At 71.0% G+C, this 17,223-nt stretch carries 16 protein-coding genes; 7 read left to right on the plus strand and 9 right to left on the minus strand.

The genetic code is table 11. The annotated features are described in order from the left end of the window. Nucleotides 1-40 precede the first annotated feature (40 nt). The 3 genes from FZ046_RS12885 to FZ046_RS12895 are packed head-to-tail and all read left to right on the plus strand — an operon-like array spanning nt 41 to nt 4,074. The gene (locus FZ046_RS12885; protein WP_070354370.1) at nt 41-1,921 is read left to right on the plus strand and encodes a flavin-containing monooxygenase; all 1,881 of its coding nucleotides are present in this window, start codon (nt 41-43) and stop codon (nt 1,919-1,921) included. A gap of 43 nt (nt 1,922-1,964) precedes the next feature. Further along, entirely contained in the window at nt 1,965-2,900 is a 936-nt protein-coding gene (locus tag FZ046_RS12890; RefSeq protein ID WP_070354369.1) for an SDR family NAD(P)-dependent oxidoreductase, read from the plus strand. Between the two features lie 52 nt (nt 2,901-2,952). Continuing rightward, nucleotides 2,953-4,074 (plus strand): CaiB/BaiF CoA transferase family protein, encoded by a 1,122-nt coding sequence (locus tag FZ046_RS12895; RefSeq protein WP_070354387.1) that lies wholly within the window; start codon nt 2,953-2,955, stop codon nt 4,072-4,074. On the opposite strand, the gene htpG is transcribed toward FZ046_RS12895, so the two are convergent. Both htpG and amaB read right to left on the minus strand, forming a co-directional pair. Beyond that, nucleotides 4,042-5,988 carry a molecular chaperone HtpG gene (htpG, locus tag FZ046_RS12900; RefSeq protein WP_070354368.1) on the minus strand — a complete coding sequence of 649 codons (1,947 nt, stop codon included), beginning with the start codon at nt 5,986-5,988 and terminating at the stop codon, nt 4,042-4,044. The genes FZ046_RS12895 and htpG overlap by 33 nt on opposite strands. Nucleotides 5,989-6,055: 67 nt before the next feature. Next, on the minus strand, nt 6,056-7,612 hold the full coding sequence (gene amaB, locus FZ046_RS12905; protein WP_070354367.1) for an L-piperidine-6-carboxylate dehydrogenase: 1,557 nt from the start codon (nt 7,610-7,612) through the stop codon (nt 6,056-6,058). Nucleotides 7,613-7,702: 90 nt separating this feature from the next. Here amaB and FZ046_RS12910 point away from each other — a divergent pair, with 90 nt between their 5' ends. Next, nucleotides 7,703-8,164: an Lrp/AsnC family transcriptional regulator gene (locus FZ046_RS12910; protein ID WP_070354366.1), complete on the plus strand. Its 462-nt coding sequence runs from the start codon at nt 7,703-7,705 to the stop codon at nt 8,162-8,164. A gap of 53 nt (nt 8,165-8,217) precedes the next feature. Continuing rightward, entirely contained in the window at nt 8,218-9,561 is a 1,344-nt protein-coding gene (lat, locus tag FZ046_RS12915; RefSeq protein WP_070354365.1) for an L-lysine 6-transaminase, read from the plus strand. On the opposite strand, the gene FZ046_RS12920 is transcribed toward lat, so the two are convergent. The 4 genes from FZ046_RS12920 to mbp1 all read right to left on the minus strand — a co-directional run bounded on the left by FZ046_RS12920 (nt 9,549) and on the right by mbp1 (nt 13,936). Further along, a complete protein-coding gene (locus tag FZ046_RS12920; protein ID WP_099045982.1) occupies nt 9,549-10,100 on the minus strand; it encodes a restriction endonuclease in 552 nt (183 codons plus the stop codon). The genes lat and FZ046_RS12920 overlap by 13 nt on opposite strands. An 11-nt stretch (nt 10,101-10,111) precedes the next feature. Continuing rightward, complete coding sequence (locus tag FZ046_RS12925) at nt 10,112-12,760, minus strand: molybdopterin-dependent oxidoreductase (protein ID WP_070354364.1); 2,649 nt, start codon at nt 12,758-12,760, stop codon at nt 10,112-10,114. Beyond that, nucleotides 12,757-13,590, minus strand: a complete 834-nt coding sequence (locus FZ046_RS12930) for an FAD binding domain-containing protein (protein ID WP_070354363.1) — start codon at nt 13,588-13,590, stop codon at nt 12,757-12,759. The genes FZ046_RS12925 and FZ046_RS12930 overlap by 4 nt, the downstream gene beginning before the upstream one ends. A 109-nt stretch (nt 13,591-13,699) precedes the next feature. Continuing rightward, nucleotides 13,700-13,936 carry a microaggregate-binding protein 1 gene (gene mbp1 / locus FZ046_RS12935; protein ID WP_070354362.1) on the minus strand — a complete coding sequence of 79 codons (237 nt, stop codon included), beginning with the start codon at nt 13,934-13,936 and terminating at the stop codon, nt 13,700-13,702. Between the two features lie 368 nt (nt 13,937-14,304). Between mbp1 and FZ046_RS12940 the strand changes: the two genes are divergently transcribed. Next, nucleotides 14,305-14,709 carry an ATP-binding protein gene (locus tag FZ046_RS12940; protein WP_070354361.1) on the plus strand — a complete coding sequence of 135 codons (405 nt, stop codon included), beginning with the start codon at nt 14,305-14,307 and terminating at the stop codon, nt 14,707-14,709. Next, nucleotides 14,706-15,494 (plus strand): RNA polymerase sigma factor SigF, encoded by a 789-nt coding sequence (locus FZ046_RS12945; RefSeq protein ID WP_070354360.1) that lies wholly within the window; start codon nt 14,706-14,708, stop codon nt 15,492-15,494. Before FZ046_RS12940 ends, FZ046_RS12945 begins: the two co-directional genes overlap by 4 nt. 12 nt (nt 15,495-15,506) lie before the next feature. On the opposite strand, the gene pucL is transcribed toward FZ046_RS12945, so the two are convergent. From pucL to uraD, 3 genes are read right to left on the minus strand one after another with little or no spacing between them, the layout of a single operon-like run. Beyond that, nucleotides 15,507-16,418, minus strand: coding sequence for a factor-independent urate hydroxylase (gene pucL, locus FZ046_RS12950; protein ID WP_070354359.1), 912 nt, complete (start codon nt 16,416-16,418; stop codon nt 15,507-15,509). A 3-nt stretch (nt 16,419-16,421) separates the two neighbouring features. Then, a complete protein-coding gene (gene uraH, locus FZ046_RS12955; protein ID WP_070354358.1) occupies nt 16,422-16,742 on the minus strand; it encodes a hydroxyisourate hydrolase in 321 nt (106 codons plus the stop codon). Then, nucleotides 16,739-17,206, minus strand: coding sequence for a 2-oxo-4-hydroxy-4-carboxy-5-ureidoimidazoline decarboxylase (gene uraD, locus FZ046_RS12960; protein ID WP_070354385.1), 468 nt, complete (start codon nt 17,204-17,206; stop codon nt 16,739-16,741). Before uraD ends, uraH begins: the two co-directional genes overlap by 4 nt. Between the last annotated feature and the right edge of the window lie 17 nt (nt 17,207-17,223).

Consider the following 17,223-nt stretch of genomic DNA (forward strand, 5'->3'; position numbering starts at 1 on the left):
ACGTCCGCGCGCCGAAATCACCGAGGAAAGGGAGACAGCGATGACGATCTCGGAGGCCGAGGCCGAACACCCGCCGGTGCCGGCGGCCACCGGATGCGGACCGTCGGACGTGCCGCAGGACGTCGACATCCCCGCGTTGCGGGAGAAGTACGCCGCGGAGCGGGCCAAGCGGCTGCGCCCGGAGGGGTCCAAGCAGTACGTGGAACTGTCCGACGACTTCGCCGGCTACTACGAGACCGACCCGCACACGCCGGTGACCGAGCGCGACCCGATCGACGCGGACATCGACGTCGCGGTGCTCGGAGGCGGGTTCGGCGGCCTGCTGTCGGCGGCATACCTCAAGAAGGCCGGCGTCGAGGACGTGCGGATCATCGAACTCGGCGGGGACTTCGGCGGCGTCTGGTACTGGAACAGGTACCCCGGCATCCAGTGCGACAACGAGTCCTACTGCTACATCCCGCTGCTCGAGGAACTCGACTTCATGCCGAGCAAGAAGTTCGCCGACGGCGCGGAGATCTACCAGCACTGCCGCAACATCGGCACGCACTTCGGCCTCTACGACAAGGCCATCCTCTCCACCCAGGTGCGGAACCTGACCTGGGACGAGGAGATCCAGCGCTGGCGGATCGCCACCAACCGCGGCGACGACATCCGCGCGCGCTTCGTCGTCATGGCGTCCGGTCCCTTCCACCGTCCGAAGCTGCCCGGCATCCCCGGCATGGCGGACTTCGCCGGCCACAGCTTCCACTCGTCGCGCTGGGACTACGAGTACACCGGCGGCGACGCGAGCGGCGGCATGACGGGCCTTGCCGACAAGCGCGTCGCGATCATCGGCACCGGTGCGACCAGCATCCAGGTGGTGCCCTATCTGGCGCGAGATGCCCAGCAGCTGTACGTCTTCCAGCGCACGCCGTCGTCGGTCGACGTCCGCAACAACGCGCCGACCGATCCCGAGTGGGTCAAGACGCTGCGGCCCGGCTGGCAGAAGGAGCGGCAGCGCAACTTCCACGCGTGGACCTTCGAGGGCATGGCCCTCGGTCAACCGGACCTGGTGTGCGACTTCTGGACCGAACTCGGCCGCAACACCGCGGCGCGCGTCCTCGCCCTGCCCGACCCGGCGTCGATGACCCCCGAGCAGTTCATGGGCATCCGGGAGGAGGAGGACTACAAGATCATGGAGCGGCTGCGGCGCCGCATCGCCGACCTCGTCGACGATCCGGACACCGCCGAGGCGCTCAAGCCGTACTACCGCTTCCTGTGCAAGCGGCCGCTGAGCAACGACGACTACCTGCCGGTGTTCAACCAGCCGAACGTGACGCTGGTCGACGTGTCCGACTCCAAGGGCGTCGAGCGCATCACCGAGAAGGGGATCGTCGCCGGCGGCACCGAATACGAGGTCGACTGCATCATCTACGCCAGCGGCTTCGAGATCACCACCGAGATCAGCAGGCGGTACTCGATCGACGGCATCACCGGCCGCGACGGCGTCTCGCTCTACGAGCACTGGGCCGACGGGTACCGGACGCTGCACGGCTTCACCACCCGCGGCTTCCCCAACCAGTTCTTCACCGGCTTCACCCAGGTGGGCATCTCGGCCAACATCGCCGCCAACTACGAGCTGCAGGGCGAGCACATCGCGTACGTGATCGCCGAGGCGCTGCGACGCGGCGCCACGGTGGTCGAGCCGACGCAGGAGGCGCAGGACGGGTGGTGCGCCACCATCCGCGAGACCGCGATCGACAACTCGGCCTTCGACGCCGAGTGCACGCCGGGCTACTACAACAACGAGGGCGGTGGCGGCGGGGAGGGCGTCCGCAGCCACCTCGGCGAGCCGTACGCGCCCGGCTTCTACGCCTTCGGCGACCTGCTGTCGGTGTGGCGCGACAAGGGCGACCTCGAGGGGCTGGAGCTGACGACGTGACGCGTGGCGGGGCGACGGCGCGCATCCGGATCGGTCCGCTGACGTGACCGACCTCCGCTTCGACGGTCGCGTCGCCGTCGTCACCGGCGCCGGCCGCGGCCTCGGCCGCGCCTACGCCCTGCTGCTCGCCTCCCGGGGCGCCCGCGTCGTCGTCAACGACGTCGGTGCCGGCCTGGCCGGCGAGGGCGCCGACGCCGGTCCCGCCCACGACGTGGTCGACGAGATCACCTCCGCCGGAGGGGACGCCGTCGCCTCGACCGCGTCGGTCGCCACGCCGGCCGGGGGAGCGGAGATCGTCGGCGCGGCGCTGCAGCGCTGGGGCCGCATCGACGTGCTGATCCACAATGCGGGCAACGTGCGCCGCGGCTCGCTGAAGGAACTCGGCCAGGATGACTTCGACGCGGTGCTCGACGTGCACCTGCGCGGCGCGTACCACGTGGTGCGACCGGCGTTCGGCCCGATGTGCGAGGCGGGATACGGTCGGGTGGTGCTCACCTCGTCGATCGGCGGCCTGTACGGCAATCACGGCGTCGCCAACTACGCCGCCGCCAAGGCGGGCATCCTCGGGCTGACCAACGTCGTCGCGCTCGAGGGCGCGGCCGAGGGGGTGCGGTGCAACGCCGTCGTCCCCGGCGCGGTCACCCGGATGGCCGCGGGCCTGGACACGTCGGCCTACCCGCCGATGGATCCCGACCTGGTGGCGCCGACGGTGGGTTGGCTGGCGCACGAATCCTGTTCCGTCACCGGCGAATACTGGGTGGCGATCGCGGGCCGGGTGGCCCGGGCCTTCGTCGCGGAGACGCCGGGGGTGTACCGGCCGTCGTGGACGATCGAGGACGTCGCCGCCCACGCCGACGCCATCCGCGACGACACCGCGCCGCTGGTGTTCGCGCCGGTGCCCGACGGGCACACCGACCACATCCGGTACAGCTTCGCCGCGCAGGCGAAGAGCGACGAGGCAGGGGCGGCTCGTGACTGAGCGGTCGGGCCCGCTGGCGGGCATCCGCGTCGTCGACCTGACCGCCGTGGTGATGGGCCCGTACTGCACGCAGATCATGGCCGACATGGGCGCCGACGTCATCAAGGTCGAACCCCCCGAGGGCGACAACGCCCGCTACATCTCGGTCGGCCCGGCCCCGGGCATGAGCGGGGTGTTCGTCAACGTCAACCGCGGCAAGCGCAGCGTCGTGCTCGATCTCCGGACCGACGACGGCAAGGCAGCGCTGCGCGAACTGATCGCCGGGGCGGACGTCTTCATCCACTCGATGCGGGCGCGGGCCATCGCCAAGCTCGGCTTCGGGTACGACGACGTCGCCGCGATCAGCCCCGGCATCGTCTACACGAACTGCTACGGCTACAGCCGGCGCGGCCCCGAAGCCGACCGGCCCGCCTACGACGACGTCATCCAGGCGCAGTCCGGCGTCGCGGCGTTGCAGCAGCGACTCACCGGCGAGACGACCTACGTGGGCACCATCGTGGCGGACAAGGTCGGTGGCCTCACGGCGCTCTACGCCACGATGATGGCGCTGTTCCACCGCGAGCGCACCGGCGAGGGGCAGGAGGTCGAGGTCAGCATGTTCGAGACCATGGCCACCTTCCTGCTCGTCGAACACGCCAACGGGGCGATGTTCACCCCACCGCTCGGACCCGCCGTCTACCCGCGGACGGTGGCACGCGACCGCAAGCCTTATCCGACCAAGGACGGCCACGTCGCGGTGCTCATCTACAACGACAAGCACTGGAATGCGTTCGTGCGCAGCGTGAAACCGGCGTGGATCGAGGAGTACGGCGAAGCCTTCGCCTCACTGGAGCAGCGCGCCAAGCAGATCGACGTGATGTACGCGCTGATCGGGCAGACGCTGGCGGAACGCACGACCGCCGAGTGGCTCGACCTGTTCCGCGAGCTGGAGATCCCCGCGGCGGCGATCCAGACGCCCGACGAATTGTTCGACGATCCGCACCTGAATGCGGTCGGACTGTTCGAGACCGTCGACACCGCGCACGGCCCGGTGCGCTTCCCCGGTGTGCCGACGTGGTTCTCGCGCACCCCGGGCCGCGTCGCCGGCCCAGCCCCGGAGCTCGGGGCGGATACCGCCGCCGTGCTGGCCGAGGTGAACGCGCTACACGGTCCTCGCCAGCCGGTCGGCGAGTAGCGCCGCGAACCGCGCCGGATCGTCGAGCGCGCCGCCCTCGGCGAGAAGCGCCGTGCCGTACAGCAGTTCGGCGGTCTCGGCCAGCCGGTCGCGGGACTCGGCTCCGGCGAGGGCGTCCTTGAGCCCGGTGACGAGGGCATGGTCGGGGTTCAGCTCGAGGATGCGCTTGCCCACCGGCACCTCCTGGCCCGACGCACGGTACATGCGCGCCAGCTGCGGGGTGATGCCGAAGGCGTCGGTGATGAGGCAGGCCGGCGACGACGTCAACCGCGTCGACAGCCGCACCTCCTTGACGTGCTCGTCGAGGGTCTCGGTGAGGAACGTCAGCAGGTCGGCGAAGTCGCCCTGCTCCGGCTTGTCGGCGTCGGCGGCGTCCAGGTCGACCTCGCCCTTCGCAACCGACTGCAGTGCCTTGCCGTCGAATTCGCCCACCGCGTCGACCCACACCTCGTCGACCGGATCGGTGAGCAGCAGCACCTCCAGGCCCTTGGCCTTGAACGCCTCGAGGTGTGGCGAGCGCTCGAGCAGGTGACGCGACTCGCCCGTCGCGTAGTAGATCGACTCCTGGCCGTCCTTCATCCGGGCGACGTAGTCGGCGAGGGTCGTGGACGCGTTACCGAAAGTCGACGCGAACGACGACAGCCGCAGCAGCGCGTCGCGGTTGTCGGCGTCGGACAGCAGGCCCTCCTTGAGGACCCGGCCGAACTGCGTCCAGAACGTCGTGTAGTCCTCGGGCCGGTTGGCCTGCATGTCCCGCAGCGTTGCGAGCACCTTCTTGGTCAGGCTGCGCCGGATCACCTTGATCTGCCGGTCCTGCTGCAAGATCTCGCGGGACACGTTGAGCGACATGTCCTGCGCGTCGACCACGCCCTTGACGAACCGCAGGTACTCGGGCACCAGGTCGTCGCAGTCGCCCATGATGAAGACGCGCTTGACGTAGAGCTGGATGCCGGTGGCGGCGTCGCGGTTGAACAGGTCGAACGGCGCCTGCGACGGGATGAACATCAGCGCCTGGTACTCGAACGTGCCCTCGGCCTTCATGGCGATGACCTCGAGCGGCTCGTCCCACGCATGGGCGACGTGCTTGTAGAACTGCGCGTACTCCTCGTCGGAGACCTCGCTCTTGGGCTTCGCCCACAGCGCGGTGCGCGAGTTCAGCGTCTCCGTCTCCACCGTCACGGTGACATTCCCCGAGTCGCTTCGCTCCTGCCCGCCGGTGGTCTCCGCGTCCTCGCCGTCGGCGGTGGGCACGGTCTTCTCGACGTCCATCCGGATGGGCCAGGAGATGAAGTCGGAGTACTTCTTCACCAGCTGGCGGATCTTCCACGGCGAGGTGTAGTCGTGCAGCTCGTCGTCGGCGTCCTCGGGCTTGAGGTGCAGCGTCACCGACGTGCCCTGCGGGGCGTCGTCCACGGACGTGATCGTGTAGGTGCCGTCGCCGCTGGACTCCCACCGCGTGGCCGCGCTCTCGCCGGCCTTGCGGGTCAGCAGGACCACCCGGTCGGCGACCATGAACGTCGAGTAGAAGCCGACGCCGAACTGGCCGATGAGATCCTCGGTCTCCGCACCCTGATCCGCGTCGCGCAGCTTCTGCCGCAGCTCCGCGGTCCCGGACTTGGCGAGGGTGCCGATCAGCTCCACGACCTCGTCGCGCGTCATGCCGATGCCGTTGTCGCGGACCGTCAGCGTGCGGGCGCCGACCTCGGGCTGCAGCTCGATGTGCAGATCCGACGTATCGACGTCGAGGTCCTTGTTCCGGAACGCCTCGAGACGCAGCTTGTCCAACGCGTCGGAGGCATTCGAGATCAACTCCCGCAGGAACGAGTCCTTGTTGGAGTAGATGGAGTGCACCATCAGCTGCAGAAGTTGGCGGGCTTCGGCTTGGAACTCCCGCTGCTCGACCTGTTCGCTCACGCGCGCGATCCTAATTCCCGCGACGTGGGCGCGTGTTCCGGGGCTCGACGCCCGCGCGCCGACATCGCTATCCGAAGGTGACGCCTTGGGCCAGCGGCAGCTCGGAGGAGTAGTTGACGGTGTTGGTGGCGCGGCGCATGTAGGCCTTCCAGGAGTCCGACCCCGACTCGCGGCCACCGCCGGTCTCCTTCTCGCCGCCGAACGCGCCACCGATCTCGGCGCCCGAAGTGCCGATGTTGACGTTCGCGATGCCGCAGTCCGAGCCGTCGGCGGCCAGGAAGCGCTCCGCCTCGCGGACGTCGGTGGTGAAGATGGCCGACGAAAGCCCCTGCGGCACGGCGTTGTTGAGTGCGATCGCCTCGTCCAGCTCGTCATAGGCGACCACGTAGAGGATCGGGGCGAACGTCTCGGTGTGCATGACCGCGGTCTGCCCGGGCATGCGGACCACGGCGGGCCGCACGTAGTAGCCGCCGTCGGCGCCGTCGAACGCGACCCGGTCACCACCGGTGACCTCACCGCCCTCGGCGCGCGCCGTCTCCAGCGCACCGACCATGTCGCGGTAGGAGCGTTCGTGGATCAGCGGGCCGACCAGGGTGCCCTCGGCGAACGGATCGCCGACCGGCAGGCTGCGGTAGGCCGTGACGATCCGCTCGACGAGCGCGTCGACGATCGAGCGGTGGGCGAACACCCGGCGCAGCGTCGTGCACCGTTGCCCGGCGGTGCCGGCCGCGGAGAACACGATGCCGCGCACCGCGAGGTCGAGATCGGCCGACGGGGTGACGACGGCGGCGTTGTTGCCGCCGAGTTCCAGCAGGACCCGGCCGAAGCGTTGCGCCACGCGTGGACCGACCTGCCGGCCCATGGCCACCGACCCGGTGGCGCTGAGCAGCGCGACCCGCGGATCGTCGACCAGCCGCTCACCGACGTCGCGGCCGCCGAGGACGAGGCGCGACACCTCCTCCGGTGCGCCGACGTCGCGGGCGGCCCGGGTGAGCAGCGCCTGGCAGGCGATGGCGGTCAGTGGGGTGAGTTCGGACGGCTTCCACACCGCGGTGTCACCGCACACCAGCGCCACGGCGACGTTCCACGCCCACACCGCGACCGGGAAGTTGAAGGCGGTGATGACGCCGACGACGCCGAGCGGGTGCCAGGTCTCCATGAGCCGGTGGCCCGGCCGCTCGGAGGCGATCGTGCGGCCGTACAGCTGCCGGGAGAGACCGACGGCGAACTGGCAGACGTCGATCATCTCCTGCACCTCGCCGAGTGCCTCGGAGTTGATCTTGCCCGCCTCGACCGTGACGAGCGTGGCGAGGTCGGCGCGGTGCTCGGTGAGCAGTTCGCCGAGCCGCAGCACCAGCGCTCCGCGCACCGGCGCGGGAGTGACGCGCCATGCGGCGAAGGCGGCGGCCGCCTCGGCGATCGCCGCGTCGGCCTGCTCGGCGGTCGCCGGTGCGACGGTGAACAGGACGTCGCCGGTGATCGGGCTGCTCGCCGGCATGCCGTCGCCGTCCGGCGCGCCGAGCGCGACGTCGGCGCCGATGGCCGCGAACGCGGTGCGCACCCGGTCGCGCAGCTGCTCGGCGGTCGGCACCGCCGCGGCGAGGGAGGTCTGGGTGCTGGTCATGTCGCGGCCTTTCGGTGGGATCGAACGTCGGAGGGATCGTGGGAGAAAACGAGGTCGTGCGGGTCGCGCGGGCCGCGATAGTCTCCGGCCATGACCGACGCGGCCGAGGAACTCGACGACATCGACCGGAGCCTGGTCCGGGCGCTGGTGGCCGACGGGCGCGCCACACTCGCGCAGCTCGCCGCCTGTGCGGGGCTGTCGGTGTCGGCGGTGCAGTCGCGGGTTCGGCGTCTGGAGGCGCGCGGCGTCGTGCAGGGATACCGGGCGAAGGTCGATCCGCACGCGGTCGGGAACCTGCTGTCCGCGTTCGTCGCCATCACCCCTCTCGATCCCTCGCAGCCCGACGATGCGCCGGCCCGTCTCGAACACATCGCGGCGATCGAGTCGTGCCACTCCGTGGCGGGGGACGAGAGCTACGTCCTCCTGGTGCGCGTGCCGTCGGCCCGCGCGCTGGAGGACCTGCTGCAGCAGATCCGCACGGCGGCGAACGTCCGCACCCGGAGCACGATCATCCTACAAACTTTTTACGAGGGACGCGACGTCATCCCGTAATGATTCCGGTCAGTAAGGCTTCATGTCGTAAATATTGCGTTAGGATCGGCGGCATGACCGCTGTCCTGCCGCACGCCACGACTACTGCGCTCGCGCCCGACGAGGTGCACGACGTCCTGCGCCGCAGCATCCTCACCGACGGGATGGACCTCGTCCTGGACCTGGACCGCTCGGCGGGCTCCCGCCTGATCGACGCCCGCGACGGCCGGTCCTACCTCGACATGTTCACTTTCTTCGCCTCCTCGGCCCTGGGCATGAACCACCCGGCGCTGGCCGACGACGAGGAGTTCCGCGCCGAGCTGGCCGCGGCGGCGGTCAACAAGCCCAGCAACTCCGACGTGTACACCGTGCCCATGGCGCGCTTCGTCGACGCCTTCCGGCGCGTGCTGGGTGACCCGGCGCTGCCCCACCTGTTCTTCGTCGACGGCGGGGCGCTCGCGGTGGAGAACGCGCTCAAGGTGGCGTTCGACTGGAAGAGCAGGCACAACGAGGCCCGCGGTGTCGATCCGGCGCTCGGCACGCGGGTGCTGCACCTGCGTGGCGCCTTCCACGGCCGCAGCGGCTACACGCTCTCGCTGACCAACACCGACCCCACCAAGGTCGCCCGCTTCCCGAAGTTCGACTGGCCCCGCATCGATGCGCCGTACCTGCGCCCGGGTCTCGACGACGACGCCCTGGCCGCACTGGAGGCCGAGTCGCTGCGGCAGGCGCGCGCGGCCTTCGAGGCGCACCCGCACGACATCGCCTGCTTCCTCGCCGAGCCGATCCAGGGAGAGGGTGGCGACCGGCACCTGCGGCCCGGCTTCTTCGCCGCGATGCGCGCGCTGTGCGACGAGTACGACACGCTGCTGATCTTCGACGAAGTGCAGACCGGCTGCGGCATGACCGGAACCGCCTGGGCCTATCAGCAATTGGGTGTCGCGCCCGACGTCGTCGCGTTCGGCAAGAAGGCGCAGGTGTGCGGCGTCATGGCCGGACGCCGCGTCGACGAGGTCGCCGACAACGTCTTCGCCGTCAGCTCCCGGATCAACTCGACCTGGGGCGGCAACCTGACCGACATGGTCCGCGCCCGTCGCATCCTGGAGGTGATCGAGGCCGACGGGCTGGTCGCGCGGGCCGCCGAGGTCGGTGAGTACCTGCTCGGTGGCCTCGAGGCGCTGGCCGCCGACTTCCGCGCCCTGGTCTCGGCGCCGCGGGGCCGCGGGCTGATGTGTGCCTTCACCATGCCCTCGCCCGTGCAGCGCGACGCGCTGATCGCGGGTCTGTGGGACGCCGGGGTGATCATGCTCGGCAGCGGCCCGGACAGCGTGCGGTTCCGTCCGGCGCTCACCGTCACCCGCGAGGAGATCGACGAGGCGCTCGCCGCGGTGCGCCGCGTGCTGGCTCAGATGCGCTGAGCGCCCGGCGCGAGCAGCGCACGGATCGTGCCGGCGAGGCGGGTCAGCTCGGCGCCGCCGACGAGCACGCACCCGTGCCGCTCGGCGAGACGGCGCGCGGCGGGGGTGAAGTCGTTGTCGGTGACCACCATGGTCCGCGTGCAGTCCTGCATCGGTGCCCCGGCCACCACCTCCTGCACGGCACCGGTACCGACCGGCCGGGCTTGGCGCTTGCACTGGATCGCGAGCCGGTTCGGGCGGGTGCCGACGATGAGGTCCACGCCCCAGTCACCCGACAGCGGCGTCATGATCACCGGTGCGCCGGTGCTGCGTGCGACGCGGGCCACGTGGTCCTCGAACTCGGTGCCCGAGAGGGCGGCCTTGTCCGCGGCGGGATGCTCGCGCGGGCTCGGCGTCGCGGCGCCCCGCGCGAGCCCGAGGGCGAACGCCGGCAGCGCCGGTGCGAGCACGCCGATCAGCACGCACCACTGGACGTCGAGGCCGCACGCCCACGCCGCGCCGGCGGCCAGCAGGCCCACCGCCACCCGCGTCCTCCACACGGTGGCCGACTCTAGGGTGCCCCGCTGACATGCAGTTCGCGCCACACCCGCGCCGGCGTCATCGGAAGACGCCGCAGCCGTGCGCCGCAGGCCCGGGCGATGGCGTTGGCCAGCGCCGGCGCCACCGGGTTGTACGGCGACTCGCTCATCGACTTCGCGCCCAGCGGGCCGAGTTCGTCGACGGTGTCGGCGAAGTGGACCTCCGTCACGGGCACGTCCGCGAGCTGGGGGATGTGGTAGTTGCGCAGCTCCGTCGTCGTCACCGCGCCGTCGGGACCGACTCGCATCTCCTCGTACAGCGACGAGCCGATCGCTTGCGCCACACCGCCTTCCACCTGCCCGCGGCACTGCTCCGGGTTCAGCACCACGCCGGCATCGGCGGCCTGCACCGACTGCAGGATGCGCACCACCCCGGTGCGCACGTCCACGGCGACGCGGAACGCCTGCACGTTGAACGCCACCGACCGCGGCGTGCCGTCGTGCCGGCCGTGCCCCGTCAGCGGCGCGACGCCGCCCGCGTCGAGCCGGGCTCGCAGGTCCGCGCACGCCGCGCGTACGGCGCGGCCCGCCACCACGGTGCCCGCGGAGCCGAAGGCGCCCGTGTCGTAGCCGGTGAAGTCGGTGTCGGACTGGCGGATGCGGACGCGCTCGACCGGGACGTCGAACTCCGCGGCCACGAGCTGCGCGTGCACGGTCGAGGTGCCGTTGCCGAACTCCGCGGTACCGACCGAGAGCACGTAGCCGCCGTCGGCGCCGAGCGTCAGCGACGCCTCGGAGTGGTGGCCGCGCGGCGGGATGGTCGCGATCATGGCCAGCGCCATGCCCTCGCCGACCCGCCAGTGCGCACCCTCGGGTGGCGCGACGCCATTGCCCGCGTGCAGCGCCCGCTGCGCGTCGTCGATGCACTGATCCAGCCCGTAGCTGCCGAACCCGAGGTCGTGATGGCCGTCCTGGGTGTCGACGAACGGATCGCCGGGCACCACGACGTTGCGCCGGCGCAGCTCGAACGGGTCGATGCCGAGGTCGAGCGCCAGCTCGTCGAGCGCGGACTCGATGGCGAACGCCACCTGGCCGAGGCCGTAACCGCGGAAGGCGCCCGAGGGAATGTTGTTGGTGTACACCGCCTCCGCGTCGACGCGCTTGTTGGGGCAGCGGTACACCGCCACGGATTCGCCGCAGCCATGGAACATGACCCCCACGGTGTGGTTGGCGTAGGCGCCCGCGTCGACGAGGACGTCGACGGCCAGTGCGGTCAGCACGCCGTCCGGTCCGGCGGCGACCGTCGCATCGACGCGGAACGGGTGCCGGCACGGGGCGCCGGTGAACTCCTCGGAACGGGTGAACTCGTAGCGCACCGGGAGTCCGAGGCGCAACACCGCGAGCGCGACGAGGTCCTCGGCGAGCATCTCCTGTTTGGCACCGAAGCCGCCACCGACGCGGCGGGTGAAGACGTGCACGTCGTCGGGCCGTAGGCCGAACAGATGGCACAGCTCGTCGCGCACCAGGAACGGCACCTGCGAGCTGGTGCGGACCACCAGCCGGCCGGCCTCGTCACGCCACCCGGTGGCGCCGTGGGTCTCGAGGTGCGCGTGCTGCACGCGCGCGGTGTGCCACCGGCCGCGGACCACGGCGCCGCCGGACCGCTCGGCCGCGGCGATGCCTGCGGCGACGTCGCCCACCTCGCCGTGGTGGGCGGCCACCAGGTTGCGTCCGGCGTCGAGGATGCGTGCCTCGACGCCCTTGTCGCCGTGCACCTTCGGCGCATCCGGCAGGCGCGCGGCCTCGGGGTCGAGCACGGCGGGCAGCTCCTGATACTCGACGGCGATCGCGCGGCACGCGGCTTCCGCGGTGGCGACGTCGTCGGCGACCACCGCGGCCACGCGCTGCCCGACGAAGCGCACGACGTCGTCGAGGACCAGGGTGTCGTCGGGGTCGTCGCGACGGTCGTCGTGGCGGGCGGTGGAGAACGCGGCCCGGGGACCGTCACGGTGGGTGAGCACCAGCCGGACCCCCGGAAGGCGTTCGGCCGCAGCGGTGTCGATCGCGATGATCCGGGCGTGCGCGACGGGGCTGCGGAGGACCGCCAGGTGCAGCAGGCCGGACGGAGCGAAGTCCATCGTGTACTGCTCGGTGCCCGTCACGACGCGGAGGCCTGCCGGCGCCGCGATGGACCGGCCGACGTCGGCGGCGCCCTCGGACTTCTCGACGTTCCTCCGTCCGGCGAGCGCATCGCCGATCGCGCGGTACCCGGTGCAGCGGCACAGGTTGCCCTTGAGTCGTTCGGCGAGCGCCTCGGCGGCGTCCGGCGTGGCGGCCTCGAGCACGGCTGAATCCAGCGTCGCGGCGGTGGTGATCATCCCCGCGGTGCAGAAGCCGCACTGGAAGCCGGCGGCCTCGGCGAACCGGCGCTGCAGCGGATGCAGATCGTCGGGCGTGCCGAGTCCCGCGACGGTGGTGACGGCGCGGCCGGCGGCGCGGAAGGCCGGATACACGCAGGAGTGCACGGCAGCGCCGTCGACGATCACCGAACACGCGCCGCAGTCCCCGGCGTCGCACCCCTTCTTCACCTCGACGTGCCCGTGGTCGCGCAGGTAGGTGCGCAGGCACTGGCCGGGCCGCGGCTCGCCGGGCAGGGGTCGGCCGTTCACGGTGACGGTCACGACAGCTCCGCGCAGACCTCGTCGGCGAGCAGCAGCGTCATGGCGCGCCGCCAGTCGGGGTCGCCGTGCGGATCGTCGGTCCACGCGTCGGCGGGAATGGTGGCGTGCGCGGCGCGGACGTCCGCGGCGTGCGGCGGGCGGTCGAAGGAGAAGACGTAGGGCCGCACCGTCGCCGCCGTCACGGACAGGTGCACGCGCCCGCCGTCGGCAGCCGCGTCGCGGCGTCCGATGACCACGACGCCGGAGCGGCCGAGGGCCGACGGCGCCAGCTTGCGGTACGCCGTCCGTGCGCGCAGCGCCGCGGCGGGAACGTGGGCGGAGCGCAGGACGTCGCCCGAGGCGAGCACGTTGGCGCTGCTGCCCGTGACGAAGTCGGTGACCGGCAGCCGGTAGTCGGCGCCGTCGGACCGCCACACGGTGACCTCGCCGTCCAACGCCGACAGCAGCGAGATCATGGCGCCGGCCGGGAACGACAGACACACATTGCCGCCGACCGTCGCCGTCCGCCAGATCTTGAACGACGCGAGCAGAGCGGTGCAGCACTGGTGGAACAGCGGCGCAGCCTGCCAGTCCGGGCGGGTCGACGGCAGTGCGGTCGACAGCGCGGACATCTCGGCCAGTGTGCAGGTGGCGGCCAGGTCGATCCCACCGTCGTCGACGGTGACGGGCGGCCAGCCCAGGGCGGTGAGGTCGACGAGGCGGCGCACCCCGGGCTGGGGTTCGGAGAACAACCAGGTGCCGCCGGCGAGCACGGCGTCGGTCCTCTCCAACGGCCAGAGCGTGGCGCGGCTCGTCGGGGCGACGACTGCTTCGACGGTGCCGAGGTCCATCGCTCGACGATACGAACGACGGGCGCACCCCGCATGCCGTACGGCACACGAAGAAGCCCGACCGGTGGGACCGGTCGGGCTTCTCGGTTCGGCTGGGGAGATCAGCCGATCACTGATGGGATTCCTGGCGCTTCTCCGCGGCGGCGGCGCTCGTCCGCGCCGCGTCCGCCTCGGCTTCCTTCTTGGCGGCGTCGCGCTGGGCCTCGGCCTTGTCCTGCTGGGCCTTGCCCTCCTCGGTCAGGTTGTCACTGCCGGTGACGGTGCCCGCCACTTCCTTCGCCTTGCCCTTGACGTCCTCGACGACGCCCTTGATGCCCTCTTCGGGTCCGCTATCGGCCATGGCCATCTCCTTCGATCGTCCGAGAGCCGGCACTCCACGTGTCGGAGGCCTCGCTCCGTGCTCTGGACTGGTTCCCAACGGCCGCTGACGTCAAACCCGGTGGGCGGGCGCCTCGGCGTCGTGATCGCAAAAGCAGTGATTGCGAACGACTTTCGCTGCCACGTCCGCCTCGGGATCCGGGCGTGACGTGACGCGCACCACCTCGGGTCGGCCATCGGGTTTGAAAACGGCCCATCTGGGCACACATCGCCGACGTGTCGCGGGAGGTGGGGTCGTCCGAGGCGACCATGCCGTCACCCCGCTCTTGCGGCGAGCCACCCCGGCCGGGACGGATTTCCGCCGGGGGTAGTCTCGCGTGGAGATCAGGAGGTCGCGTGGCAGAGGTTGACGACAAGGTCGAGTTCAGGGTGGCCGCCAAGTTGGAGAACTTGGCGATCCTGCGCACCCTCGTCGCGGCGGTGGGCACCTTCCAGGATCTGGACTCCGACACCGTGGCCGACCTGCGGTTGGCCGTCGACGAGGCCTGCACGCGGCTCATCCGGTCCGCGGTTCCCGCCGCGACCCTGATCGTCTCGGTGTGCCCGACGCTCGACGACGTCGTCATCGACGCGTCGACCGCCTGCACCACCGCCGACATCATGGAGCCGGGCAGCTTCAGCTGGCACGTGCTCAGCTCGCTGGCCGACGACGTGCAGACCTACCAGGACGGTCAGGGGCCCGACGGCGGACAGATCGTCGGCATCACGATGTCGACGAGACGAGTGAGTTCTCTTCGGTGACGGCGTCCTCGCCACAGGGTTCGTCACAGCGCTCGAACTCTGAGTACGCGGACGTCATCGGCATGTTCCGCGAGTTGGCCGACCTCGACGAGGGAAGCCCCCAGTTCACCCGCCAGCGCGACCGCATCGTCGAACGCTGTCTTCCGCTGGCCGACCACATCGCGCGCCGCTTCGACGGCCGCGGCGAATCCCGTGACGACCTCGTCCAGGTGGCGCGCGTCGGCCTGGTGAATGCGGTCATCCGCTTCGACGTGGACGCCGGTTCGGACTTCGTGTCGTTCGCGGTGCCGACCATCATGGGCGAGGTTCGCAGGCACTTCCGGGACAACAGCTGGTCGGTGAAGGTGCCGCGCCGGCTCAAGGAACTGCATCTGCGGCTGGGTGCTGCCACCGCCGAGATGTCGCAGCGCTTGGGCCGGGCTCCCACGCCGACCGAACTCGCCGCGGAACTCGAGATGGACCGCGACGAAGTGGTCGAGGGTCTCGTCGCGGGCAGCTCGTACAACACGATGTCGATCGACGGTGGCGGCACCGGATCCGAGGAGGCGCCGGCGATCGCCGACACCCTCGGCGACGTCGACGCCAACCTCGACCGCATCGAGAACCGCGAGGCACTGCGCCCGCTGCTGGCGTCGCTGCCCGAGCGCGAGCGCACCGTGCTGGTGCTGCGCTTCTTCGAGTCGCTGACCCAGACCCAGATCGCCGAGCGCGTCGGCATCTCGCAGATGCACGTGTCCCGGCTGCTCGCCAAGTCACTGGCGCAGCTCCGCGATCAGCTGGAGTGACGTCCGATCGCGTCAGCCCAGCCAGCCGCGCTGCAGATCCCACGCCGGTCCGGGTGGCGGGGCCTCCTCGCGCGTGACGGTCGCCTGGATCAGGCCGTAGGGGCGATCGTCGGCGTGGAAGACCTCGCCAGGGTTCTCCAAGCCGAACGGCGCGAGGTCGTAGGCGAAGTGGTGCTTGTTGGGTGCGGACAGGCGGATCTCGACGATCTCGGGATGGCCCTCCAGCACGGCCTGGCCCATCCGGAACAGCGTCTGCTGCAACGCGAGTGACTGGACCACGGCGAACTGCTCGACGAGACGGGCCTTGACGTCGGCGTACACCGCCTCCCAGTCGACCGGCCAGCCGTCGTCGCCGGCACCGAACCGCCACTGCGCCACCAGCGCCGTCGCCATCATCCGATCGTGCGTCGGTTCCAGCACCGTGTAGGGGTCGGTGAGGAAGCCGGCGAACTCCGAGCCGGTCGACTTGAGGATCACCAGGTCCTTCAACCCACCGACGACGTACTCGCCGGTCTCGTCGACGGTGATCGCCGCGGTCCGCACATCCTGGCCCTTGCGCACCCAGGTGTGCGGATGCTCGGCGCCGTCGATGACGGCGCGCTCCCAGGCGTACTCCTCGATCTCGATCCGTGCACCGGTCACCGGCGCGACGTCGGCGACGAAGTGCCGGGCCAACGTCAGCCCGTAGTCCTCGATGGACAGCAGGCCCTCGGACTTGGCGTACGCGTAGGCCGTCTGCTTTTGCGTGTCGGTGGGCAGTACCGCCGACTGATCGCCGGCGAGGTGCGCGGCGCTGAAATCGCCACGCAGACATGTGGAGACGTTGACGTCGTGGATCTCGTGCCGCGGGGTGTCGCGGTAGACCCGGACGATGCGGTTCTCCGCCTTGCCGTACTGGTTCTTGCCCAGGATGATGCCCGACACGCGTCAGCTCCCTCGGTAGGTGGAATAGGCGTACGGCGACAGCAGCAGCGGAACGTGGTGGTGCGCCGCCGCATCGGCGATCTCGAACGCGATGGTGACCTCCGGGTAGAACGCCGGCGTCCCGCGCTCGGCGAACCACGCGGCGGTGTCGAAGCGCAGCCGGTGCAGCCCGGCGCCGGTGTCCTCGGCGAGGCGCGCGATGCGGCCGTCGGCGTCGGTGCGACCGTCGGCCAGCACGGCGCCGCCGGCGTCGAACAGCGTGACCGTCACCCCGGCCGCGGGGGTGCCGGAGACGGCGTCGAGAACGTGGGTCGAGATGCTCATGGCTCCAGCGTCCTCCTCTCGTCGGGCTCGGTCAGCAGCCGCTCCAGGCGGAGCCGGTTGATCTTCGCCAGCTCGCTGCGCATCACGCGGCGCTCGGTCGCCGGGTCGTTGTCGAGCCGCTCGGTGAGGATCGCGAGGAGTTCCTCGGCGCTGCGGCCGCTGGCGCACACCAGGTAGACGTAGCCGAAGCGGTCCTCGTAGCGCCGGTTGCCCTCGGCCAGCGCGGTTCTCACCTCGGCTCCCGCGTCGGCGACACCGGCCTGCTCACGTGCCGAGGAGGAGTCCACTGGGCGCGCGCCGATGCGCGGGTGGCCGTCGAGCGCGGCGTCGATTTCGGCGTCGGGCAGTTCGGCGAGCATCCGGTCGGCGCGGTCGAGCAGCGCGTCGGCATCGGGGAACGGGCCGCCCGCGAGGACCCGGCGGGCCCAAATCGTTGACGAGCACACCCCGAACAGCAGGTGCATCCGCTGCCGCTCGGACA

Source organism: Mycolicibacterium grossiae, from assembly GCF_008329645.1.
In the GTDB taxonomy this organism is placed as follows: domain Bacteria; phylum Actinomycetota; class Actinomycetes; order Mycobacteriales; family Mycobacteriaceae; genus Mycobacterium; species Mycobacterium grossiae.